At 64.1% G+C, this 22,075-nt stretch carries 18 protein-coding genes and 1 tRNA gene; 12 read left to right on the top strand and 7 right to left on the bottom strand.

The features are described from left to right. Positions 1-42: 42 nt before the first annotated feature. The 3 genes from gltB to ACO07J_RS18515 form a co-directional block, all read right to left on the bottom strand. Positions 43-4,575, bottom strand: coding sequence for a glutamate synthase large subunit (gene gltB / locus ACO07J_RS18525; protein WP_422031702.1), 4,533 nt, complete (start codon positions 4,573-4,575; stop codon positions 43-45). 4 nt (positions 4,576-4,579) lie between these two features. Beyond that, a complete protein-coding gene (locus ACO07J_RS18520) occupies positions 4,580-5,329 on the bottom strand; it encodes a hypothetical protein (protein ID WP_422031700.1) in 750 nt (249 codons plus the stop codon). Positions 5,330-5,444: 115 nt separating this feature from the next. Continuing rightward, the gene (locus tag ACO07J_RS18515; protein ID WP_422031698.1) at positions 5,445-6,881 is read right to left on the bottom strand and encodes an NAD(P)-dependent oxidoreductase; all 1,437 of its coding nucleotides are present in this window, start codon (positions 6,879-6,881) and stop codon (positions 5,445-5,447) included. Positions 6,882-7,106: 225 nt separating this feature from the next. Between ACO07J_RS18515 and ACO07J_RS18510 the strand changes: the two genes are divergently transcribed. Next, positions 7,107-7,910, top strand: a complete 804-nt coding sequence (locus tag ACO07J_RS18510; RefSeq protein ID WP_422031696.1) for an undecaprenyl-diphosphate phosphatase — start codon at positions 7,107-7,109, stop codon at positions 7,908-7,910. On the opposite strand, the gene ACO07J_RS18505 is transcribed toward ACO07J_RS18510, so the two are convergent. Continuing rightward, a complete protein-coding gene (locus tag ACO07J_RS18505) occupies positions 7,907-8,896 on the bottom strand; it encodes a complex I NDUFA9 subunit family protein (RefSeq protein ID WP_422031694.1) in 990 nt (329 codons plus the stop codon). The genes ACO07J_RS18510 and ACO07J_RS18505 overlap by 4 nt on opposite strands. A gap of 148 nt (positions 8,897-9,044) precedes the next feature. On the opposite strand from ACO07J_RS18505, the gene ACO07J_RS18500 reads away from it, so the two are divergent. The 11 genes from ACO07J_RS18500 (at position 9,045) to ACO07J_RS18450 (ending at position 17,713) form a co-directional block, all read left to right on the top strand. After that, a tRNA-Leu gene (locus tag ACO07J_RS18500) sits at positions 9,045-9,131 on the top strand. Positions 9,132-9,292: 161 nt separating this feature from the next. Further along, positions 9,293-10,246, top strand: a complete 954-nt coding sequence (locus ACO07J_RS18495) for a glycosyltransferase (RefSeq protein ID WP_422031692.1) — start codon at positions 9,293-9,295, stop codon at positions 10,244-10,246. A gap of 264 nt (positions 10,247-10,510) precedes the next feature. Beyond that, complete coding sequence (locus tag ACO07J_RS18490; RefSeq protein ID WP_422031690.1) at positions 10,511-11,899, top strand: sugar transporter; 1,389 nt, start codon at positions 10,511-10,513, stop codon at positions 11,897-11,899. 8 nt (positions 11,900-11,907) lie between these two features. Next, positions 11,908-12,561 (top strand): ABC transporter ATP-binding protein, encoded by a 654-nt coding sequence (locus ACO07J_RS18485; protein WP_422031688.1) that lies wholly within the window; start codon positions 11,908-11,910, stop codon positions 12,559-12,561. Positions 12,562-12,646: 85 nt separating this feature from the next. Then, a complete protein-coding gene (gene glf / locus ACO07J_RS18480) occupies positions 12,647-13,804 on the top strand; it encodes a UDP-galactopyranose mutase (protein ID WP_422031686.1) in 1,158 nt (385 codons plus the stop codon). A 95-nt stretch (positions 13,805-13,899) separates the two neighbouring features. Beyond that, positions 13,900-14,511: a ribonuclease D gene (locus tag ACO07J_RS18475; protein ID WP_422031684.1), complete on the top strand. Its 612-nt coding sequence runs from the start codon at positions 13,900-13,902 to the stop codon at positions 14,509-14,511. 44 nt (positions 14,512-14,555) lie between these two features. Beyond that, complete coding sequence (gene lptC / locus ACO07J_RS18470) at positions 14,556-15,128, top strand: LPS export ABC transporter periplasmic protein LptC (RefSeq protein WP_422031682.1); 573 nt, start codon at positions 14,556-14,558, stop codon at positions 15,126-15,128. A 98-nt stretch (positions 15,129-15,226) separates the two neighbouring features. Further along, positions 15,227-15,628: a lipopolysaccharide transport periplasmic protein LptA gene (gene lptA / locus ACO07J_RS18465; protein WP_422033432.1), complete on the top strand. Its 402-nt coding sequence runs from the start codon at positions 15,227-15,229 to the stop codon at positions 15,626-15,628. Further along, complete coding sequence (gene lptB, locus ACO07J_RS18460; protein WP_422031680.1) at positions 15,625-16,389, top strand: LPS export ABC transporter ATP-binding protein; 765 nt, start codon at positions 15,625-15,627, stop codon at positions 16,387-16,389. Before lptA ends, lptB begins: the two co-directional genes overlap by 4 nt. Before the next feature lie 247 nt (positions 16,390-16,636). After that, positions 16,637-17,200, top strand: a complete 564-nt coding sequence (hpf, locus tag ACO07J_RS18455; protein ID WP_422031678.1) for a ribosome hibernation-promoting factor, HPF/YfiA family — start codon at positions 16,637-16,639, stop codon at positions 17,198-17,200. Between the two features lie 48 nt (positions 17,201-17,248). After that, the gene (locus ACO07J_RS18450) at positions 17,249-17,713 is read left to right on the top strand and encodes a PTS sugar transporter subunit IIA (protein ID WP_422031676.1); all 465 of its coding nucleotides are present in this window, start codon (positions 17,249-17,251) and stop codon (positions 17,711-17,713) included. A 7-nt stretch (positions 17,714-17,720) separates the two neighbouring features. On the opposite strand, the gene ACO07J_RS18445 is transcribed toward ACO07J_RS18450, so the two are convergent. From ACO07J_RS18445 to ACO07J_RS18435, 3 genes are read right to left on the bottom strand one after another with little or no spacing between them, the layout of a single operon-like run. Then, on the bottom strand, positions 17,721-19,148 hold the full coding sequence (locus ACO07J_RS18445; RefSeq protein WP_422031674.1) for a sulfotransferase family 2 domain-containing protein: 1,428 nt from the start codon (positions 19,146-19,148) through the stop codon (positions 17,721-17,723). 6 nt (positions 19,149-19,154) lie between these two features. After that, complete coding sequence (locus ACO07J_RS18440; protein ID WP_422031672.1) at positions 19,155-20,855, bottom strand: beta-1,6-N-acetylglucosaminyltransferase; 1,701 nt, start codon at positions 20,853-20,855, stop codon at positions 19,155-19,157. A gap of 19 nt (positions 20,856-20,874) precedes the next feature. Next, entirely contained in the window at positions 20,875-21,861 is a 987-nt protein-coding gene (locus tag ACO07J_RS18435; RefSeq protein ID WP_422031670.1) for a glycosyltransferase family 2 protein, read from the bottom strand. Between the last annotated feature and the right edge of the window lie 214 nt (positions 21,862-22,075).

Raw genomic sequence — 22,075 nt, 5'->3', positions numbered from 1 at the left:
ACGATCGCGCGCCCACGGCCCGGCATGGTCCCGATCCAGACCCTATTCCGCCGGAATCGCCTCGTCCTCGATGCCAAGCGGATAGTCCAGTTTGTTCAGCATCTCGGTCGGGCAGATCTGAAGGAAGTTGCCCTTCTCCAGCTCCCAGTACTGCAGGATGTCCTGCGCCCGCCGGCTGCCGGTCTCCTCGGCATGCCGCTCGATCAGCTCTTCCAGCTGTCCCAGCCAATGCTCTTCCGTCACCGGGCAGACCACGACCGAGGTTGCGTTGATCAGGTTCCGCGCCTTGCCGTCCGGGTCATAGAGATAGGCCATGCCCCCGGTCATCCCGGCGGCAAAGTTCGCGCCCACCTCGCCAAGGATCACGGCAACGCCCCCGGTCATGTACTCGCACCCGTTCGAGCCGCAGCCCTCCACGACCACATGCGCGCCCGAGTTCCGCACCGCGAACCGCTCGCCGGCCCGGCCGCTGGCGAACAGGTAGCCCGCGGTTGCGCCATACAGCACCGTGTTGCCGATGATCGTGTTGTCCGCCGCCACCAGCGGGCTCATCTGCGGCGGGCGCACCACGATGGTGCCCCCCGACAGGCCCTTGCCGACATAGTCGTTGGCATCGCCCGACACCTCGATCTTCAGCCCCGGCGCGGCAAACGCCCCAAGGCTCTGCCCCGCGCTGCCGGTCAGCTTCACCGTCAGGTGGTTGGGCTGCAGCGCGTTGCGCATCCCGAAATTCCGCACGATATGGCTCGACACCCGCGTGCCCACCGTCCGGTCGGTGTTCTGCACCGCGTAATGCAGCTGCATCTTCTCGCCATCGTTCAGGAACCGCGCCGCATCCCGCACGATCTCGGCATCCAGCGTATCCAGCACCTCGTTCCGCGGCTTGTTGCGGTCATAGACGATGTCCTTGGCCCCATCCACGGTGATCAGCATCGGGTTCAGGTCAAGGTCGTCCAGATGCGCCGAGCCCCGGCTGACCTGCGTCAGCAGGTCCGCCCGCCCGATCACCTCGTCCAGCGACCGCGCACCGATGCTGGCCAGGATTTCCCGCACCTCCTGCGCGTAGAAGGTAATGAGATTCACCACCTTGTCCGCATTGCCGGTGAACTTCGCACGCAGGCTCTCATCCTGCGTACAGACACCGACAGGGCAGGTGTTCGACTGGCACTGCCGCACCATGATGCACCCCATCGCGATCAGCGCCGCGGTGCCGATGCCGTATTCCTCGGCCCCCATCATCGCCGCCATCACGATATCGCGGCCGGTCCGCAGGCCCCCGTCGGTCCGCAGGGTGATCCGGTCGCGCAGGTGGTTCATCGACAGAACCTGGTGCGCCTCGGTCAGCCCCATCTCCCACGGCAGGCCCACGTACTTGATGCTGGTCGCCGGGCTCGCCCCGGTGCCGCCATTGTGACCGGAAATCAGGATCACGTCGGCCTTCGCCTTGGCCACGCCCGCGGCAATCGTGCCCACGCCCGATTGCGCCACCAGCTTCACACAGACCTTCACGGTCGGGTTGATCTGCTTGAGGTCATAGATCAGCTGCGCCAGATCCTCGATCGAATAGATATCGTGGTGCGGCGGCGGGGAAATCAGCGTCACGCCGGGCGTCGAATGCCGCAGCCGCGCGATCAGCTTGGTCACCTTCATGCCGGGCAGCTGCCCGCCCTCGCCGGGCTTCGCGCCCTGCGCCACCTTGATCTCCAGCTCTTCGCACTGGTTCAGGTACTCGGCGGTCACGCCGAACCGGCCGGATGCCACCTGCTTGATCTTCGCCGACGGGTTGTCGCCATTGGGCTCCGGCGTGAAATGCGCCGGGTCTTCCCCGCCCTCGCCACTGTCCGACCGCGCGCCGATCCGGTTCATCGCCACGTTCAGCGTCTTGTGCGCCTCCGGGCTCAGCGCGCCCAGGGACATCCCCGGCGTCACGAACCGCTTCCGGATCGCGGTCACGCTTTCCACCTCTTCCAGCGGAATAGCCTTGCCCAGCGGCTTGATCGCCATCAGGTCGCGCAAATGGATCGGCGGGTTCGCCTGCATCGCCTGGCTGTACCGCTTCCAAAGCTCGAAGCTCGCCTTGTTGCACGCCATCTGCATCATGTGCATCGTCTGCGCGCCCCAGGCATGGGTCTCGCCCGACTTCCGCGCCTTGTAGAACCCCCCGATCGGCAGGATATCCTTGCCGCCCTTGAAGGCCTGCTTGTGCACGTCCTGCAGCTTCGCCTGGATCCCGCTGACCCCGATCCCGGAAATCCGGCTGGTCAGGCCCGGGAAATACTCCGCGCACATCGCGCGCGACAGCCCCACCGCCTCGAAGTTCAGCCCGCCGCGATAGGACGAAATCACCGAGATCCCCATCTTCGACATGATCTTCAGCAGCCCCTGGTCGATCGCCTCGCGATACCGCGCCACGTTCTCGGTCAGCCCGCCATCCAGCAGCCCCCGCTCGATCCGGTCGGCCAGGCTGTCCTCGGCGAGATAGGCGTTCACCACGGTCGCACCAGCGCCGATCAGCACGGCGAAATAATGCGGGTCCATGCACTCCGCCGACCGCACGTTCAGGCTACAGAACGTCCGAAGGCCCTTCCGCGTCAGGTGGCTGTGCACGGCACTCGTGGCCAGGATCATCGGCATCCCGATCCGTTGCTCGCTCACCCCGGTATCCGACAGCACGATATGCCCGGCACCCGAGCGCACGGCATCCTCCGCCTCGGCCCTGATCCGCGCCAGCCCGTCGCGAAGCGCGTTCTCGCCCGGCGCGAAGGTACAGTCGATCTGCGTCACCTCCCCCTCGAACTCGCGCATCAGCGCGGCCCATTGCGCATTGCCGATGAACGGGCTTTCCAGCACCACGATCTCGGTCTGCGCGCCGCTCTCGTCCAGCACGTTCTTCAGGTTCCCGAACCGCGTCTTCAGGCTCATCACCCGGAACTCCCGAAGCGAGTCGATCGGCGGGTTCGTCACCTGGCTGAAATTCTGCCGGAAGAAGTGGCTCAGCGGCCGATAGCTCTTCGACAGCACCGCGCTCGGCGTGTCATCCCCCATCGAGGCGACCATCTCCTTGCCGTCTTCCGCCATCGGCGCCAGCACGCTTTCCAGCTCCTCGATCGTGTAGCCCGCCGCGATCTGCCGCCGGCGCAGCTCGGCCCCGGTGTAAAGCGGCTTCTCCGTCACCCCGGCCAGGATCTCGTCCATGTCGTTGATCTTGCCGACCCACTCGCCGAACGGCAGGGCGCGCGCCAGTTTGTCCTTGATCTCGGTGTCGTGGTACAACTGCCCCTTCTGCATATCCACGGCCAGCATCTGCCCCGGCCCAAGCGCGCCCTTCTCGCGCACCGTGGCCTCGTCGATCGGCACCATCCCGGCCTCGGACCCGGCAATCACCAGCCCGTCACCCGTCACCACGTACCGCATCGGCCGCAGCCCGTTCCGGTCCATGCCCGCACAAACCCAGCGGCCATCGGTCATCGCCAGCGCCGCGGGCCCGTCCCACGGCTCCATCACCGAGTTGCAATAGGAATACATGTCCCGCCATGCCTCGGGCAGCTCCTCGGCCTGCTTCGACCAGCTTTCCGGCACAAGCATCGTCTTCGCCATCGGCGCGCTCCGCCCGGCCCGGACCAGAACCTCGAAAACAGAATCCAGCGCCGCCGAATCCGAAGACCCGCCCGCGATGATCGGCTTGATATCCTCGGCATGATCCCCGAACGACGCGCTCGCCATCCGGATCTCGTGGCTCTTCATCCAGTTGATGTTGCCCTTCAGCGTGTTGATCTCGCCGTTATGCGCCAGCATCCGGAACGGCTGCGCCAGCCACCATTGCGGGAAGGTGTTGGTCGAATAGCGCTGGTGATAGATCGCGAAGGCGCTGATGAACCGCTCGTCCTGCAGGTCGGGATAGAAATCCGCCACCTGCTCGGCCAGCATCATGCCCTTGTAGATGATGCTCCGGCAGCTCAGGCTCGCGATATAAAGCCCGTGAATCCCCGCCTCGGCCACGGCCTTCTCGATCCGGCGGCGGATGACGTAAAGCTCCCGCTCGAAATCCTCCTCGTCGATCCCCTTGGCGTTGGAAATCAGGATCTGCTCGATCTCGGGCCGCGTCGCGTTGGCCTTCTCGCCCAGAACGCTCACATCCACCGGCACGTGCCGCCAGCCATAGATGTAATGCCCCATGCGGATGACTTCCGTCTCCACGATCGTCCGGCAGGTCTCCTGCGCGCCGAAATCCGTCCGCGGCAGGAACACCTGCCCCACGGCCATCAGCTGGTCTTCCCGCGGCTCGTGCCCGGTGCGCCGCACCTGGTCATAGAAGAACGGCACGGGGATCTGGATGTGAATGCCGGCACCGTCGCCGGTCTTGCCATCGGCATCCACCGCGCCCCGGTGCCAGATCGCCTTCAGCGCATTGATCCCGGCATCCACCACCTTGCGGCTGGGGGATCCATCCACCGACACGACAAGCCCGACGCCACAGGAGGAATGCTCCTCCTCCTCGGAATACATGCCGTTCTCGGCCAGCCACTTGCGCTTGGCTTCCTCGTTCTTGGCCCAGTTGGTGTCGAATTTGGTCATGGCATTATCCTTTCGCGGATAGGCTGTTCGGCGCGGCAATGCTGCTGATTGCCTCGCAGTCGTATTGTGGCTGATCGCTCGCGAACCCCGGTTCATCGGGATAGATGATCTCAACTGGCTCTGCGATTTCCGGCATCTCTGAACCGTCGATGCGACCTGTCCCACTGCCAGCATCAATCGCATGGCTGTCTCGATCCAGATATTGTTCGCCTGTCCAGAAGAGATCCAAGGAGTTCAGCGTAAAGCGGTATTCGGACGAAAGCTTCGTGAAAACGGTACGATCAAGAACCAAGGTCTCGTCCGTCAAACGCATTTCGCCTGTGAAACGTGCAGGAATGGGGTCGATGAACGGGGCGATAATCATCAGCGCGGTATGATCGAAAACATCGCGGCCTGTTTCCATAAGTTCACTGACGGATACAGGGTCGCGGTCCTCCGCAATGTCGATCAGGTTGAAATCACCGTCGTCGTTCCAGTACACGACGGACCCGCCTTCAAGATCCGTGATTTCAGTCGAGACGGACAAGTCTTCGTCAATTTCCCGGTAGAGCAAGAAATCTTCGCCGCCAACCGAGCAGGTAAAGACCTTCTCAAGCTGGCAACCCCGCTTCTGGACAGCGTAAACCGGGTTACAGGCCTCCAGCGGCATCTCCTGCCACATGGCAAGATCGGCGTGGCCAAGCGACGGCGCGGCAGAAACCGCCACGAGAGCGGCCGCCATCCGACACCATGCCCTGTTGATCCCCGTCTTCACTGTTGACCGTTCCTTCATCCGATGGGTCAGGCCACCTGACCCGTCTGCCGCCGGGCGCTTCTCACGGCACCGACGCAATACCGACAAAATACCGACGTTATACCGACGTCGCATGTCACTCCGCCGCGATGGCCTGCCGGCCACCGTCGAGATCCTCCAGGATCGCCTCGGCCGCGTCCCGCCCGTCGCGGATCGCCCAGACCACAAGGCTGGCGCCCCGCACGATGTCGCCCACGGCATAGACCCCGTCCATCGCCGTGCGGCCGGTGGTGAACTCCGCCTTGATCGTGCCCCAGCGGGTCACGGCAAGCTCTTCCACGCCCCACAGCGTCGGCAGTTCCTCCGGCTCGAAACCCAGCGCCTTGATCACCAGATCGGCAGGCTCGTCGTAATCGGCCCCCTCGATCTCCTCCGGTGTCTGCCGCCCGGTCGCATCCGGCGCGCCAAGGCGCATCTGCTGCACCTTCACCGCCGTCACCGGGTCGCCGACAAAGGCCTTGGGCGCGCTCAGCCATTCGAACACCACGCCCTCTTCCTCGGCATTGTCCACCTCGCGCTGGCTGCCCGGCATATTCTGCCGGTCGCGCCGGTACAGGCACTTGACCGAGGTCGCCCCCTGCCGCACCGCCGTGCGCACGCAATCCATCGCCGTATCACCGCCGCCGATCACCACCACGCGCTTGCCCTCGGCGTTCAGCTCGCCGCTCTCGAATTCCGGCACGTCATCGCCGAAGCTCTTCCGGTTGCTCGCCGTCAGGTAATCGATCGCCCGCACGATGCCGCCGGCGCCAGAGCCCGGACCCTGCAGGTCACGGCTCTTGTAAACCCCCGTCGCAATCAGCACCGCATCGTGCTTTTCGCGGATCTCCTCGAAACTGATATCCTTGCCCACGTCGCAATTCATCACGAACTCCACGCCGCCCTTCTCGAGCTGTTCGTTGCGGCGCATGACCACGTCCTTCTCCAGCTTGAAGCCGGGAATGCCATAGATCATCAGCCCGCCCGACCGGTCGTAGCGGTCATAGATCGTCACCTGCACACCGGCGCGGCGCAGCATGTCCGCCGCCGCCAGTCCGCCGGGGCCCGCACCGATGATGCCGACCGACTCGGGCCGTTCCTCCGACGCGGTGATCGGCTCGACCCAGCCTTCCTCCCACGCGGTATCGGTCAGGTATTTCTCCACCTGCCCGATCGTCACCGTGCCGTGGCCCGACTGCTCGATCACGCAGTTGCCCTCGCACAGACGGTCCTGCGGACAGATGCGGCCACAGATCTCCGGAAAGGTGTTGGTCAGCTGGCTCAGCTCGTAGGCTTCCTTCACCCGGCCCTCCGCCGTCAGGCGCAGCCAGTCGGGGATGTTGTTGTGCAGCGGGCAGTGGCTCTGGCAATAGGGCACACCGCACTGGCTGCAGCGGCCAGACTGCTCCTTCGCCTTCTCGGCGGCATACTCGGCATAGATCTCGTGAAAGTCCTGGTTGCGTTCGGTGGCTGAACGCTTTTCAGGCATGGACCGTTCTACAGTCACGAATTTCAACATAGGCTGCTTTGCCACGGGGCCGTCTCCGAATTTCCGAAATACCGGCCTTCTTTACTTTATGGTAATCCGGAAATAAAGTCAGAACGACTGACCTATTACGAAAATAATTGCTGCAATCCGCGCTTTTTCTTTACCCTTCAGTAAGATTTTAAGTCCGAACCGGACCTAAATCAAATCTTTCTCCTGAAACTCAGTGGTTTATAGCTGGGCCAAATCTCCTCACCCGCCGGAATTCCGCCGATGCCCCTCTTCCACCTCGTCATCATCGCCCTGATTCAGGGGCTTACGGAATTCCTGCCGATCTCCTCCTCCGGCCACCTGATTCTCCTCCCCCACCTCACCGGCCTGCAGGATCAGGGCCAGGCCATCGACGTCGCCGTCCACGTGGGCACCCTCTTCGCCGTGCTGATCTATTTCTGGTCCGACATGCGCAAGGCCATGCTCGGCCTGCCCCGCCTCCTCATGGGCCGCGCCGACACCGAGGGGGCGAAACTCGCCCTGCTCCTGCTGGTCTCCGCCGTGCCGGTCATCGCCTTCGGCCTGATCCTCAAGCTCACCGGGCTCGACATCTACCTGCGCTCGGTCGCGGTGATCGCCTGGGCGATGCTGATCTTCGGCATCCTGCTCTACTGGGCCGACCAGTTCGGCGAGACCACCCGCTCCCAGAAGGACTGGACGCTGACCGATGCCATGGTCGTCGGCGTCTGGCAGGCCATCGCCCTCATCCCCGGCACCTCCCGCTCGGGCATCACCATCACCGGCGCCCGATTCCTCGGCTACAACCGCCACGACGCGGCGAAACTCTCGATGCTGATGTCGGTGCCCACCATCGTCGCCAGCGGCGTTCTGCTCTCGGGCGAGGCGATGCTCAACGCCGACCTCGCGCTCCTGAAAGACTGCGGCATCGCCGCCGCCCTGGCCTTCGTCGCGGCCCTCTTCGCGCTCACCATCATGATGCGCCTCCTGCGCACCGTCAGCTTTACGCCCTACGTGATCTACCGGGTGATCCTCGGCATCATCCTGCTGTTTGTCGCCTACGCCTAGGCGCCCCGCAGGTTCGAGGCCGACCGCTTGATGTCGTCATACTGCCCGTCCGGCCGGAACCGCCACAGGTAATCCGGCAGCACCGCCTCCATCGCCACCGGGTCGATCCCGAGGTCGGCAAAGGTCTTCACCCCGTCCGACACCACGTTGTCGTCCTTCAGCGTCTGCACCTGGTCACGGGTGATCTGCGGCGGCACGAGGCCCAGTGTGATCGCCTGCACGAACTCCATCACCCCGGCCATGATCGAGGCGATCCAGAACGGGATGTTGATGATCATCCGCCGGCGATGGATCACCCCCAGCATCTGCTGCATCAGCTCGCGGAACGTGTTCACGTCCGGCCCGCCCAGCTCGTAGATCCCCGGCGCGGCCGTGCCCTTCACGCCCATCTCGGCGGCGGCGGCCACATCGTCGACCCACACGGTCTGGAACTTCGTCGAGGCCCCGACAACCGGCAGGATCGGCCCCCACCGGGTCATCCCGGCAAAGCGGTTGAAGAACGAATCCTCCGCCCCGAACATCACCGACGGCCGCAGGATCACGGCATCGGGGAACGACTCGAGAATGGCGTTCTCGCCCTGGCCCTTGCTCTGGCCATAAAGCGTCTCGGCCTCCGCATCGGCCCCGATGGCCGAGATGTGCACCAGCCGCGCCACGCCTTCTTCCTTGGCGATCCGGCCGATTCGCGCGGCCCCCTTGTTCTGCACCGCGTCGAAATTGTTCTTGCCGCCCTTGTCGAACGTGCCCACGCAATTCACCGCCGCATCCGCCCCGCGCAGCACCGAGCGCACGCTCTCGTCATCGCGGATATTGCACAGCACCGGCTCGACCTGGCCGACGACGCCATAGGTCCGCACATAGACCGCCTCGTTCGGGCGCCGCACGGCCACCCTGACCCGCCAGCCCGCCTTGGCCATCCGCCGCGCGATATACCGCCCCAGGAAACCGGAGCCCCCGAAGATCGTGACGAGTTTTGACTTGGGCATATGCTGGCCTCCGCAGTCTTGCCGTTCACCCCTCTTCCTAGCCTCCCGCGCGGGCTTCGACAAGGCGTGATGCCCGATTGCCGGCCCACCGGAAAATCGCCGTTGACAGCGCCCCGGCCCCCGGCTAAACGGCGTCCTCACGACACCGGCCCAGGTGGCGGAATTGGTAGACGCGCTAGCTTCAGGTGCTAGTGTCCGTATGGACGTGGAGGTTCGAGTCCTCTCCTGGGCACCATTCCCCAAAACTTGCAAACTCTGGCCTGCACGGGCCCCGCTGCCGCCAAACGGTTTGACATCACGCGTCAAGTGTGGGCTTTCCCCGACCCAGCAATGCAAGGGTTTCAGAACCAAGTGCCGGACCAGACACCGCCTACATCCCGCCGACTGGTCGCCGTCGTGGTCACCCACAACCGGCTCGACAAGCTCGGGCCCACCATCGACCGCCTGCTTGCCTCCGGGCCCTCACTCCTCTCCGCCATCGTCATCGTCGACAACGCCTCGACCGACGACACCGCCGACTGGCTCGCGACCCAGACGAATCCGCGGCTCGATATCGTCACCAGCAAGGTAAATCTCGGCGGCGCCGGCGGGTTCGAGACCGGCATGCGGCATGCCGTCGCGCGGCACGATCCCGACTGGCTCGTGGTGATGGACGACGACGCCCGCCCTCTGCCCGGCGCGCTCGCGGCCTTTCACGCCCTGCCGCCCGAAAAATGGGACGCCATCGCCGCCGCCGTCTATTTCCCCGACGGCCGGATCTGCGAGATGAACCGCCCCTCGCGCAACCCGTTCTGGCACTGGCGCCTGTTCCTGCGGACCTTTCGCAAGGGACGGAACGGCTTCCACATCCCCCATGCCGAATACGACGGCGACGGCTGCGAGATCGACGTGACCTCCTTCGTCGGCTTTTTCATTTCCCGCCGCGCCCTTGACATGGCGGGCTTCCCCGACGGCCGTCTGTTCCTCTATGGCGACGACGGTCTCTATACCCTCGGCCTCACCCGCGCGAGCGGGCGCATCGCCTTCCTGCCACAGGTGGCCTTCGAGCACGATTTCACCACCTTCGGCGGCTCCGGCGCCGCCAAGGGGCAAAGGTTCCGGCCGCTGTGGAAGATCTACTACCATCACCGCAACCTGCTCCTGCTCTACCGCATGGCCGCCGGCTGGCTGTTCTGGCCGGCCCTGCTGATCGTGCTGCCGAAATGGTTCTCCAAGGTCCGCCACCACTCCGGCTCCCGCCGCGCCTTCCTGCGGTTGATGAGCCGGGCGGTCTTCGACGGGCTGTTCAACCGCCTCGATGTCAGCCACGACGCGGTAAAGCGTCTGGCCGGGCCCGAGCCGCACGAATGAAGGGCCGCGCTTGCCCGTCAAGGCGCCATCCCTGCGGATGCCCGCCTGTCCCGACACGCGAACACTGGTGATTTCTGTCCATGATATGCTAGACAGAGAGCAAGATTGAAAACGGCTTGAGGCCTGGATCGTATAATAATGACAAATCGCAGCTCAGCCGCCCGGGATGGGGCGGCAAAAGAGGGCCAGCCGGGCAATTCCGACGACCCGAACACCGGACAGGCAACGCGATCCGGCAACACCGGCGCGGGTGGTGACGACGCCATGCCTTTCGCGTCCCGCCGCCGCCCCGAGACTGAGCCCGCCGAGGAACCCGCCCCCGTGCGCCGTCCGGTTTCGGTCGGCACGACCGGCCCCGCGACCGGCACGGCGAAACAGCCCGCCCGCAGGGCCTCGCCGAACCCGGCCGCAGCCCCCAACAAGACCCCCGCCGGCGAAAGGCAGCAGGCCGCGCCCAAACAGCCGCCTTCCGGCCCGGCCGGCGGCCAGCCGGACGAGAGCGCCCAGCCCGCGGTTCGCCCGGTGGCCGGGCCTGCCAGGCTGAAGAAACGGCACTGGGGCCTGATCACCTCTTTCCTGTTCCTGGCGGTCATCCCCTTCGTGGCGACCGTGGCGTATCTCTTTACCGTGGCCGAAGACCAGTACCACTCGATCGCCGGTTTCACCGTCCGAAGCCAGGAGCAGGGCGGCGCCAACGAGCTCCTCGGCGGCCTGGCCGATTTTGCCGGCGCCTCCACCGCCTCCGACAGCGACATCCTCTACGAGTTCATCCAGAGCCAGGAGATGGTCCAGGCCGTCTCGAACAGCATCGACCTGCGCGCCCATTATTCCCAGTACTGGCCCAACGACTGGGTCTTCTCGATCTGGAACGACGCCACGCAGGAAGACCTGATCTGGTACTGGAACCGCATGGTTGGCGTGTCCTACGATTCCTCGACCGGCCTGATCGAGGTTCAGGTCAAGGCCTTCGATGCCGACATGGCGCAGGAGATTTCGCGCGAGATCGTCTCGATCAGCCAGGCCCGCATCAACGAGTTGAACCTGCAGGCGCGCGAAGACGCGATGAGATATGCCCAGGACGATCTCGACGAAGCCATCGAGCGCCTCAAGAACGCCCGCGAGGCAATCACCGAGTTTCGCACCCGCTCCCAGATCGTCGATCCGGAAACAGACATCCAGACCCGCATGGGCGTGATGACCAGCCTGCAACAGCAACTGGCCTCGGTTCTGGTGGAGTACGATCTGCTGCGCGGCACCTCTAGCGAGAACGATCCCCGGCTTCGCGAAGCCCAGCAGCGCATCGACGTCATCCGCGACCGGATCGCCATCGAGCGGCGCAACTTCGCCTCGTCCAGCACAGAAACCGGAGGCGTCAGCCAGGATTACCCCTCCCTGATCGCCGATTTCGAGCGGTTGAGCGTCGATCGCGAGTATGCCGAGCAGGCCTATACCGCGGCCCTGACCGCGCTGGAAACCGCCCGAGACGAGGCCAACAGGCAAAGCCGCTACCTCGCCACATATATCAAGCCGACGCTGGCACAGGCCTCCGAATACCCGCAACGCCTGATCCTGACGGGCCTGGCGGCGCTGTTCCTGCTGCTCTTCTGGTCGATACTGGCGCTGGTCTACTATTCCATCCGGGATCGTTCCTGAGGCTCGCGATGATCCGCTTCGAGAATCTGTCGAAAAGCTTCTGGATCAAGGGAAGGCAGAAGGTCGTCATCGACAACCTCAACCTGACCCTTCCCAGCGGGCGGTCGCTCGGCTTGCTGGGGCGGAACGGCGCCGGCAAGTCGACCCTGCTCCAGATCATCGCCGGCACGATGAACGCCGACAGCGGCCGCATCGTCAGCGACGGGTCGATCTCCTGGCCGGTCGGGCTAGCCGGGGCCATCCACCGCGACCTCAGCGGCGCCGAGAACGTCAAGTTTCTCGCCCGCATCTATGGCGTGGACACCGAGGAGCTTATCGCCTTTGTCGAGGATTTCTCGGAACTGGGCGATTTCTTCAACATGCCGGTCCGAAGCTACTCGTCGGGGATGCGCTCGCGGCTGGCATTCGGGGCGTCCATGGGCATCCATTTCGACACCTACCTCGTGGACGAGGTGACCGCGGTCGGCGATGCGCGGTTCAAGCGGAAAAGCCAGCAGGTCTTCAAGAACCGCATGGCCACCTCCAGCGCCATCGTGGTCAACCACTCGATGGCGGGCCTTCGGAACTTCTGCGATTCCGGCCTCGTGCTCGAGAATGGCAGCGTGACCTATTTCGAGGATCTCGAGGACGCGATCGCGTATCACACCGAACTGATGAAATGACCCGGACGCGCCGCCCTCCGGGTTGCGGCGCCCCGGCCTTTCACGTTTAACACGCTGAACACGTAACCGCGCGGGGCGCGAAGGCATGGCGACAGGAAAACTCCTCATGGTGGGGGCCGGGCTGTCCGGCGCGGTCATCGGCCGCACACTGGCCAAGGCCGGGTTCGACATCACCGTGGTCGACGCCCGCCCTCACATCGGCGGCAACTGCCATACCGAGCGTGACGAACAGACCGGCGTGCTGGTCCATGCCTATGGCCCGCATATCTTCCACACCGACGATGCCGAGGTGTGGGACTACGTGAACGGGTTCGCCACCTTCAAACCCTACATCAACCGGGTCAAGACCACCGCCCGCGGACAGGTGTATTCGCTCCCCATCAACCTGCACACCATCAACCAGTTCTTCGGCTCCACGTTCCGCCCCGAGGAGGCCCGCACCTTCATCGCCGAGACACAGGCCGACGCCACCATCGCCACACCGCGGAACTTCGAGGAGCAGGCCCTGAAGTTTGTCGGCCGCGACCTCTACGAGACCTTCTTCAAGGGCTACACGATGAAGCAATGGGGCTGTCACCCGTCCGAGTTGCCCGCCTCGATCCTCAAGCGCCTGCCACTGCGTTTCGACTACAACGACAACTACTACCGCCACCGTTTCCAGGGCCTGCCCGAGCATGGCTACACCGAGATGATCGCCCGCATCCTCGAGCATCCCTCGATCGCCGTTCACCTGGGCACCCTCTTCGACCGGTCGCAGGCCGCCGAATACGACCACGTCTTCTATTCCGGGCCGCTCGACGGGTTCTTCGACTACCGGCTCGGCCACCTGGGCTATCGCACGCTCGATTTCGAACGCTTCACCCATGATGGCGATTACCAGGGCTGCGCGGTGATGAACTACGGCGATGCCGACATCCCCTACACCCGCATCACCGAGCACAAGCATTTCGCCCCGTGGGAAAGCCACGAGGCGTCCGTCTGCTACCGCGAATACTCGCGCGCCTGCGGGCCGGATGACATCCCCTACTACCCCATCCGGCAAGTGAGGGAGAAAGCGCTGCTGGCCGATTACACCGCCCTCGCCGAGACCGCCGGAAACACCACCTTCGTCGGGCGGCTCGGCACCTATCGCTACCTCGACATGGACGTGACGATCCGCGAGGCGCTGGATACCGCCCGGGGCTTCCTCGACGCCTTGGAAACCGGCCACCCCGTCCCCACCTTCTTCAGATCGCCGCTCTGACCCCGCACCGGGCGCCCGCACGGGCACGGCTTTGACGATTGACATGAATTGCCGCGCCGGTGAAAAGTCCGCGCGCAGCAAGGGGAAAAGGCAACATGGCGAACCATCTGTACCGCAACGACCTGCCCGACGGGCTCGATCTCGGCCCCGTGGTGGCCATCGATTGCGAGACGATGGGCCTCAACCCGCATCGCGACCGGCTTTGCGTGGTGCAGCTTTCCGGCGGCGACGGCAACGCGCATATCGTCCAGATCACGCAGGGTCAGACCAGCGCGCCCAATCTCGAAGCCCTGCTCGTGAATCCCGACGTGCTCAAGCTTTTCCACTTCGGCCGGTTCGACATCGCCGCGATGTACAACGCCTTCGGCGCGCTGGCCGCCCCCGTCTACTGTACCAAGATCGCCAGCAAGCTGATCCGCACCTATACCGACCGGCACGGGCTGAAATACCTGCTTCAGGAACTGCTCGGCATCGACATCTCGAAACAGCAGCAATCCTCCGACTGGGGCGCGGCCGAGCTGACCGGGGCCCAGCTCGATTACGCCGCCTCCGACGTGCTCTATCTCCACCAGCTGCGGGAAAAACTCGACGAGCGCCTTTCGCGGGAAGGCCGCACCGACCTCGCCAACGCCTGTTTCGGTTTCCTGCCCACCCGGGCGAAGCTCGATCTCGAAGGCTGGCCCGAGATCGACATTTTCGCCCACTGACAATGGCGCGGCGGGACAATCTTCATTCCCGTATCGTGGCATGGATGAAGATCATCCTGCCGCTGGCCGCGCTCGGCATCCTGTCGACCCTGTTCCTGATTTCCAACAACTTCCACCCCGACGAGGCGCTGCCGATGGTCGATATCGACCTCCAGCAACGCGCCCAGGATCAGGGCGCCACCAACGCCACCTTCGCCGGCGTCACAAGTTCTGGCGACGAGGTGATCGTCCAGACCGTCCGCTCACGCCCCTCGCCCGAAGATTCCCGGCTCTTCCTGGCCGAGGACGTGACCGCCGACTTCCTGCTCAACTCCGGCGCCAAGGTAAAGATCACCTCGGATCGCGGCGAGATGAACCAGTACAACCAGACAGCCTCGCTGGCGGGCAACGTCCATATCGAAACCACCACCGGCTATGTGATGGAGACCGAGCTGCTCAAGGCGCGGTTCGACGACCTCTATGCCGAAAGCCCCGGCCCGGTCGAGGGCACCGCCCCTGCGGGCGATCTATCGGCGGGCCGGATGGTACTTGAGAACGACGCCGAAACCGGCAATGCACATTTGCTTTTCACCGACGGGGTCAAGCTGATATACCAACCGCAAATTTCCGAGGAATGACTCCCGTGCTCGATTGGTTCAAAGCATTTGCCGCCACCCTCTTTCTTGCTGTACCCGGCCTCGCCGCGGCACAGGGCGCCCAGGTCGCCTTCGGGAACATGCAGGAGAACAGCAACCTCCCGGTCGAGGTGACCTCCGACAATCTCGACGTCGACCAGGAGGATGGCACCGCCATCTTCACCGGCAACGTCAAGATCGGACAGGGCGACATGCGCCTTTCCGCGCCGCGCGTTCTGGTCGTCTACAAGGAGGACCAGAGCGGCATCAAAACCCTTCAGGCGACCGGCGGTGTCACGCTGGTCAGCGGGCAGGATGCCGCCGAGGCCTCCCGCGCGGACTACAATATCGAGACCGGGATGATCGAGATGCAGGGCAACGTGCTGTTGCTGCAGGGCGCGAACGCCCTATCTTCGGAAACCATGGTCGTCGATACACGCGCAGGAACCGCCCGCATGTCCGGCAGGGTCAAGACCGTCCTCAACCAGGGGGGCGAGGAATGACCGTGGCCGAACGCCGCCTGCACCTGGCGCATCACAACACCGGGCTTACCGTCAAGGCGATCCGCAAGAGCTACAAGAAGCGCGTCGTCATCCGCGACGTCTCTCTCGAAATGGAACAGGGCGAGGTGGTGGCCCTGCTCGGCCCCAACGGCTCGGGCAAGACGACGACGTTCTACGCCATCGCCGGGCTGGTCTATCCCGAAGGCGGGCAGGTGATGATCGACGGGCGCGACGTGACGACCCTGCCGATGTACCGCCGCGCCAAGCTGGGCATCGGCTACCTTCCCCAGGAGATGTCCATCTTTCGCGGCATGTCGGTCGAGGATAACATCATGTCTATCCTCGACATCTCGGAACGCGACCGCCACAAGCGCCGCGAAAAGCTCGAGGGGCTGCTGTCCGAGTTCTCCATCGAACACCTCCGCCGCGTGCACGCGCTGGCGCTGTCCGGCGGGGAACGCCGCCGGGTCGAGATCGCCCGCTGCCTCGCCGCCAACCCGAAATACCTGCTGCTCGACGAACCCTTCGCCGGGGTCGACCCTATCTCGGTGGGCGATATCCGCCGCCTCGTCGCCGATCTCAAGACCCGCGGCATCGGCGTGCTGATCACCGATCACAATGTCCGTGAAACGCTCGAGATCGTCGATCGGGCCTATATCCTGCATGACGGCCAGGTGCTCATGTCCGGCAGTCCGAAGGATGTTGTCGCCAACGAGAATGTCCGTCGTGTCTATCTCGGCGACAATTTCCGGATATCCTGAACAACGTCCGGCACTTGCCCGCGTTTCCCGTCATCCCCCCGTCATACTCCATTGACAAGCGCCGCGGAAAACGCGTCAATTGTCACATGAACTTCTGGCTTAACGTCTGTCGTCGCATGGGACCCGCATCACCGGGACGGCGCAGGAACAAGCCGGAAGCATGCTGCCACGTGTTTTTTGGATCAGGCTTTTCCGGGGGCGTCACTCTGCCGCCGGCCGATCCGTCGCGTCACTAAGAGGAGGCACGATGCGCTATCAGATCAGTGGAAAACATATCGACGTCGGCGACGCCCTGAAAACCCATGTGGAGCAGGAGTTGCAGGGCGTCATCGAGAAATACGCCGAACGGCCCACGGATGCGCAGATCATATTTTCAAAGAGTTCGAGCGAATTCGCCTGCGAGGCGACCGTTCACCTCTCGACCGGGCTGACGGCGCAGGCCAAGGCGCAAGCCCATGAAATCTATGCCGCTTTCGACCAATGCTGCGAGAAGATGGAAAAGCAGCTGCGGCGATACAAACGCCGCCTGAAAGATCATCATCGCGCACGTGCCGTGCCTGTTGAACTCGCGGGCGCATCGTCCTATATCCTCGCGTCTGAAAAAGAAGGCGAGGATTCGGAACCCGAAAGCCTGCAGCCGATCATCGTGGCCGAGATGGAAACCAAGATACCGTCTCTCTCGGTCGGCGAAGCGGTCATGCAGATGGAGCTGGCAGGTGTTCCCGTACTGGTCTTCAGAAATGAAGGGAAGAACGGGCTCAATGTCGTTTACCGCCGTGACGATGGAAATATTGGCTGGATCGACCCCTAGAACGAGTAGCTGGGTATAGGGTACCGGGCCGTTTCCGCGGAGCAAAAGATGGACGTTTCAATGATCCTCAAACCTGAGGCCGTGCGTGTGTTGTCTGGTGTATCGAGCAAGAAGAGGCTCTTTCACGAACTCGGCATGATCGTCGAATCCGCCTATGATGTCAGCCACACCAACGCCGTCGACGCGCTGCAGGAGCGGGAAAGCCTCGGGCCCACCGGCGTCGGCCACGGCGTGGCCCTCCCCCATGCCCGGCTCGACTGTGTCGAGGAAGTGATCGGCGCCATGGTCGTGCTGGAAAAGCCGATCAATTTCGACGCGGTCGACCGCCAGCCGGTCGACCTCGTCTTTTCCCTCTTCGCCCCCAGCGATGCGGGCGTGGAACACCTCAAGGCGCTGGCGCTGGTCTCGCGCACCCTGCGCGACCCGGCGCTCTGCGCCAAGCTGCGGGCCAATTCCGACCCGGCCACGCTCTACACCATCCTCACGGAATCGCAGTCGGTTCAGGCCGCTTGAGCGGCGCTCAACCCCACGGCCCGAACCCGAACAGGATATAGTCGCGCTGATACACCTGCGCGGCCAGCGCCTCTATCTCTTCGTCGTAGATATCTGCCAGCGCGTGCGGGCTGTCCGCCTCCGCCGCGCCGGGGGCCCGGGCGTCGGGGTATCCCACCTCCCCCGCCAACCGCGTCAGCGCCGGCCGCATCTCCTCTTCCCGCAGGATAAGATCCGGCAGCACGAACTGCGCCATGCCCTGCAACGCCGCCGACTGGCTCGCCCAGTGCGCGTCGACCCGGATACTGGTCTGCCCGTTCAGGTTGGCCTTCAGGAACTCGAGGAACGCGACAAAGGCCGCGCGATGCGCCGCCACGTCATACTCTTCCCCCGGCTGATCCCCGGGAATCGGCAGCTTGTGAAAGTTCCGCAATGTCTTGCGGATATCCGCGAACGTCCCCGGCCCGCGCGGAAGGATGCGTGAACAGAACACCGCATGTGCCCGGGCCACCGGGTGCCGCAGCACGGTAAAACTCCGGTGCCCCGGCTTGCTCCGCTTCCACTTGCGCAGCCCCTTCTGGTTCATCTGCGTCGGCAGCGTCTCGACCGGCACGCCGTCCAGATCCGCCAGCCACGCCAGCACCTCGGCCTCCGGTCCGCCACGCATCGGCATGAACAGAAGCGGCGCCCGCGCACCGGTCACGAATCCCGGCACCGCCGGCCCGCGACGCGGCTCGAAATTCGGTGTCCGTCCAAGGTTGAACCGGTCCAGCCCCGAAATCGCCCGCTCCATCGCGTCGAAATTCGACACCTTCTCGGACAGCGGGCTGGGGTTCTGCTTCTTCAGCGACTCGTCGAGCTTTTCCAGCCGCTCCTCCGACCCGAGGAACGCCGCCAGCCCGTTCATCACCTCGACATCCTGCAGGTCTTCGTAATCGACGTAGAACGCCGTCTGCCCGCTCACCTGCAGCCGGTTCATCAGGTAGACCTGGAACTCCTGCAGGGCGGCGACATGCTCCTCGAACTCCTTCGCATCGAAGTCGACCTTGCTGTCCTTGCGCCGCTTCACGTTTGTCAGCTTCCACTGCCCCGTCGCCTGCGCGATCTTGAACGAGACATAGCTCTCGGCCGGGTTTCGGGTCAGGATGATCTTGGCACAGCGCGGATCGTCCAGGCAGATATCCAGCACCCTTGGGTCATGGTCGTGGAAGAACCGGAACCCGCCCATTCCCTCGGTCCTGTCCCGGATCGTCGCGATCAGCGCGGCGGGGTCCGCCTCCCGGTCCGCCTGGGTCACGCCAAGGATATGCGTGGTATTCGGATAGCCGATGAAATGCGGGTTGAACACCTCGCCGTGACAGGTGAACCCCTCGAACGCGTTCAGGTTGGTCTCGAGGAAGTTCGACCCCGTCCGCATCTCCGCGAACACCACGAAATAATCGAACCCGTCCCCCATCCCGCGTTACCGCACCAGGTAGGGTTTGCGTTTCGATTGCTGCGGCTCGTGTCGGCCATGGGCCACCGGGAAATCCCCCATCAGGTAGGGGTGCATGCCCTGGTTCTTGAGGTTCTGCAGGAACTGACCGAACCCGGTCAGGTCGGCCATCTTCGGCACCTCCGCCAACCCGCGTTGATACTGCTTGCCGATCTCGTCGATGACCGTCTGCAACGGCTCCATCGGCGCCTCGATGAACTCCGCCAGCGTCCAGATGCGGATCCGCGCCTTGGCCCATTCCGAGCGCAACGTCTTCAGGTGCTCGCTCTCGATCTGCTGCAGCAGCGCGGCTTCCTTGCGGATGTCCGCGAAGTTCTTGTTCGACTTGAACAGCGGAATGGCCCACGCCCCGGTGATGACCGAAACCTGCGCGTTCGGGTCCTTGGCGATATCCCACTCTATCTGCTCGATCATGTCGCGCGGTCCGAACTGGAAACACTGCCGCTCGCCCCGCGTGTTCCAGATCAGGTTGGTCAGGAAGGCCCGCTTGTTGTAATCCCGCAGCTTCGCACTGTCGCTCAGCGCGCCGTTCATCACGTGCTGCCCGTCGGAATATTCCACCCGATCCTCGGCGAACAGGTGGCCATGCACCCGCGCGCCGGTGGCCTTGGCCAGCCACGGCTCGAAATTCTCGAACAGGTCGCTGAACCCCTCGAACACCGAGTACTGCGCACAGGTCAACCCGCCCTCGCGCCCCGGCGCGGGGAACCGGCTCTGCATGTAAAGCCCCGGCCGCCCCCGCGTCCGCCGCTCGACGGCTTTCGAGAAGATCCGGTCGATCTTGCCCGGGTTCGGCTCGGTCCGCTTCATCGCGCTGTCCTGGTCGGTCAGGAACGCATCGTAAAGCCGGTTGGCGAACGGCCAGATCTTCCGTGCCACGAAGCAATCCGACCGGCGCAACAACTGCAGGTGATCATCGTAGAAGATGTGCGGCTTGCCCTGGTAATCGAACTTCGACAGCGTCAGAGACCGGCTCTCGATCTTGCGGGAATAAAGCCGCGCCAGCGTCTGGAAATAGCTCTCGTCCGGGATCCACACGCGCCGGAAATACCGGTCATAGGCCTTGCGCTCCGGGTCTTCCAGGATGGCCGACAGCGTCTGCCGCGTCAGGCACCACCACTGGCTGCCCATATGCGGCACCACGCCGTTGGGAATCCGCCGCCTGTACCCCACCGCGCGCTGGAACTGCACATACTTGTCGAACAGGTACCGCTGCTGCCGCCACGAGAAGGGAAAGCGCAGCGTGAACCGCTCCTGGTCCAGCCCGCCGATCGTCCACGGCACGTCAGCCGTCGTCGCCGACTCGATGAAATCGGTGGTCTGCCGGTCGGCGAGATAGTCGATCAGCTCCTGCACCGGCCGCAGCGGAAGACAGGCTCCAGAGGCAAGGTAGACATGCCGCACATCGGCAAACTCCTCCAGCATCGTCTCGCCCGCGGCCTGCGTCGCGGCCACAAGGCCCCACGTGCCCCATTCGCACCGGTGCCGCTTGACGAAACGCACATCCTGCAGGTCCGACATCGCGTTGACGAACGCAGTGTAGGTCTTCGACGGCACGTTCCTGTCGACGTGGAAGACGATCGGACAACCGGCCGCGGCCCAGTGCCGGGCGACCTGCTCGGCCCGGTCGAACGCCGTATGAACCAGCATGATGATGCCGACGCTCATGGCCGAACCGCCCTTTCCCTCACGCCCAGTTACCCTTTGACATCAGTCCGAGTATCTCTAGTTGCCGCCAGTTTATATATTTTTCCGACCAATTGCACCAAAGCTCTGGATTGTTGTGGATATTCTCGGCGTAGGCCTTGTACTCCACGCTGCCGGAATAGTGCTGCCGCCGCTTCAGCTCCTCCTCGGCCTTCCCCGGCAGGGTATCGAGGAACTTGGTATGAAGCAGCACGCCGCTCGCCTTCTCGCCGCCCCACTGGTCATAGGTCAGGTTCAGCCCCCGCGGCAAAAGCGTGTGGGTCGAGCTGACATAGGCATAGCGCCGATCCCATTTCACCAGCGGGATCTTGTTGAGTGCCGGCGCCTTCTTGGGCCGGTCGGAGAAGAAGACCCGCGCCCGCGGCCCGCCCTGGATCCACAGGTTCCAGTAGGACCGGTTCCTCTCGATCATGTAGTTGCCCGGGTCGAACCACGCGGCAATCTCCACCGGGTCCTGCCCGGGGCGATAGGTCACCGCGTCGATCCGGCCCTTGGGGTACATGTCCAGCAGCATCGCGCCGAACGACCGGATGCCCGAACTGTCCAGCCAGTCGGTCAGCGCCCGCACCGGCCGCGTGTCGCAGAACGGGTAGACGAAAAGCTCATCGGGATCGACCACCAGCGTCCAGTGCCCGTCGCCATATTTCCGCTGCAGCCAGTTGAGCCAGTCGACCCCAAAGCGCGACCGCTTGTAGCTGGCCTTCGTCGTCCACAGCGACACGTCGGGCTGCCCGGTCAGGTACTCCCGCCCGCCATCGTCGCTGTCATTGTCGACCATCAGGAAATGCGACACGCCCAGCTTGCGGTAATACTGAAGGAAATAGGGCAGGCGCACGTTCTCGTTCCGGAAGGTCGAGAACAGCAGGATATCGCCGGGCTTGATCTGCTCGGTCCGGTCGCGCACCGGCTTCACCGCGAAATGCTTGCGCCACGCCCGGATCTGGGCCCGCTTCCGGCGCAGCCGCATGATATATGACTGCCAAAGGCTCACTGCTTCCTGCCCTGCTTCCGCGCCACTCCGACGCCGGACATTACGCCCCGATCATTAACGGAAGCCTGCCTGCTGCCAAACGCCTGAAAACTGGCTGATCCCCCCGGCCCCGGCAACGCGGCCCCCACCTCGTTTGCGTCACAATACGCAAGCCTCTGAAAATGGCAACAAATCAGGGGGGCCGCCAGCA

This window comes from Roseovarius sp. (genome assembly GCF_965228755.1).
In the GTDB taxonomy this organism is placed as follows: domain Bacteria; phylum Pseudomonadota; class Alphaproteobacteria; order Rhodobacterales; family Rhodobacteraceae; genus Roseovarius.
This window is presented reverse-complemented; position numbering and strand designations above follow the sequence as displayed.

What these genes read in the sequence shown, in the direction of transcription:
- ACO07J_RS18510 (WP_422031696.1), top strand. Translation starts at nt 7,107, where the DNA reads ATGCCCCTCTTCCACCTCGTCATCATCGCCCTGATTCAGGGGCTTACG.
- ACO07J_RS18490 (WP_422031690.1), top strand. Translation starts at nt 10,511, where the DNA reads ATGCCTTTCGCGTCCCGCCGCCGCCCCGAGACTGAGCCCGCCGAGGAA.
- glf (WP_422031686.1), top strand. Translation starts at nt 12,647, where the DNA reads ATGGCGACAGGAAAACTCCTCATGGTGGGGGCCGGGCTGTCCGGCGCG.
- ACO07J_RS18440 (WP_422031672.1), bottom strand. Translation starts at nt 20,855, where the DNA reads ATGAGCGTCGGCATCATCATGCTGGTTCATACGGCGTTCGACCGGGCC.
- lptA (WP_422033432.1), top strand. Translation starts at nt 15,227, where the DNA reads ATGCAGGAGAACAGCAACCTCCCGGTCGAGGTGACCTCCGACAATCTC.
- ACO07J_RS18435 (WP_422031670.1), bottom strand. Translation starts at nt 21,861, where the DNA reads ATGCGGCTGCGCCGGAAGCGGGCCCAGATCCGGGCGTGGCGCAAGCAT.
- hpf (WP_422031678.1), top strand. Translation starts at nt 16,637, where the DNA reads ATGCGCTATCAGATCAGTGGAAAACATATCGACGTCGGCGACGCCCTG.
- ACO07J_RS18505 (WP_422031694.1), bottom strand. Translation starts at nt 8,896, where the DNA reads ATGCCCAAGTCAAAACTCGTCACGATCTTCGGGGGCTCCGGTTTCCTG.
- gltB (WP_422031702.1), bottom strand. Translation starts at nt 4,575, where the DNA reads ATGACCAAATTCGACACCAACTGGGCCAAGAACGAGGAAGCCAAGCGC.
- lptC (WP_422031682.1), top strand. Translation starts at nt 14,556, where the DNA reads ATGAAGATCATCCTGCCGCTGGCCGCGCTCGGCATCCTGTCGACCCTG.
- ACO07J_RS18475 (WP_422031684.1), top strand. Translation starts at nt 13,900, where the DNA reads ATGGCGAACCATCTGTACCGCAACGACCTGCCCGACGGGCTCGATCTC.
- lptB (WP_422031680.1), top strand. Translation starts at nt 15,625, where the DNA reads ATGACCGTGGCCGAACGCCGCCTGCACCTGGCGCATCACAACACCGGG.
- ACO07J_RS18445 (WP_422031674.1), bottom strand. Translation starts at nt 19,148, where the DNA reads ATGGGGGACGGGTTCGATTATTTCGTGGTGTTCGCGGAGATGCGGACG.
- ACO07J_RS18450 (WP_422031676.1), top strand. Translation starts at nt 17,249, where the DNA reads ATGGACGTTTCAATGATCCTCAAACCTGAGGCCGTGCGTGTGTTGTCT.
- ACO07J_RS18485 (WP_422031688.1), top strand. Translation starts at nt 11,908, where the DNA reads ATGATCCGCTTCGAGAATCTGTCGAAAAGCTTCTGGATCAAGGGAAGG.